This window comes from Pantoea latae, from assembly GCF_002077695.1.
Classification (GTDB): Bacteria; Pseudomonadota; Gammaproteobacteria; order Enterobacterales; family Enterobacteriaceae; genus Pantoea; species Pantoea latae.
Map to the genome: position 1 here is coordinate 1 of NZ_MWUE01000042.1, position 308 is coordinate 308.

1 tRNA gene and 1 rRNA gene are annotated in these 308 nt (G+C 51.3%); both read right to left on the reverse strand.

Annotation, left to right across the window (positions count from 1 at the left end):
• Positions 1-89: 89 nt before the first annotated feature.
• Positions 90-165, reverse strand: a tRNA-Glu gene (locus B2J69_RS22435).
• An 86-nt stretch (positions 166-251) separates the two neighbouring features.
• Positions 252-308, reverse strand: a 16S ribosomal RNA gene (locus B2J69_RS22440); the annotation flags it as partial.

Sequence of the window (308 nt, forward strand, 5' to 3'; positions counted from 1 at the left end):
CGGATTGTTAAAGAGCAATATCTTAAACATGACTCGCAAGTCATCTTTAAGATACGGGGGTCGGTGACTTTCACTCACGAACCAGCAAGTGGCGTCCCCTAGGGGATTCGAACCCCTGTTACCGCCGTGAAAGGGCGGTGTCCTGGGCCTCTAGACGAAGGGGACACATAGTCTGCTTCGCAAGACGCCTTGCTTCTTTACGTTTCTATCAGACAATCTGTGTGAGCACTTCGAAAGGCAGTATCTTCAGGTAAGGAGGTGATCCAACCGCAGGTTCCCCTACGGTTACCTTGTTACGACTTCACCCC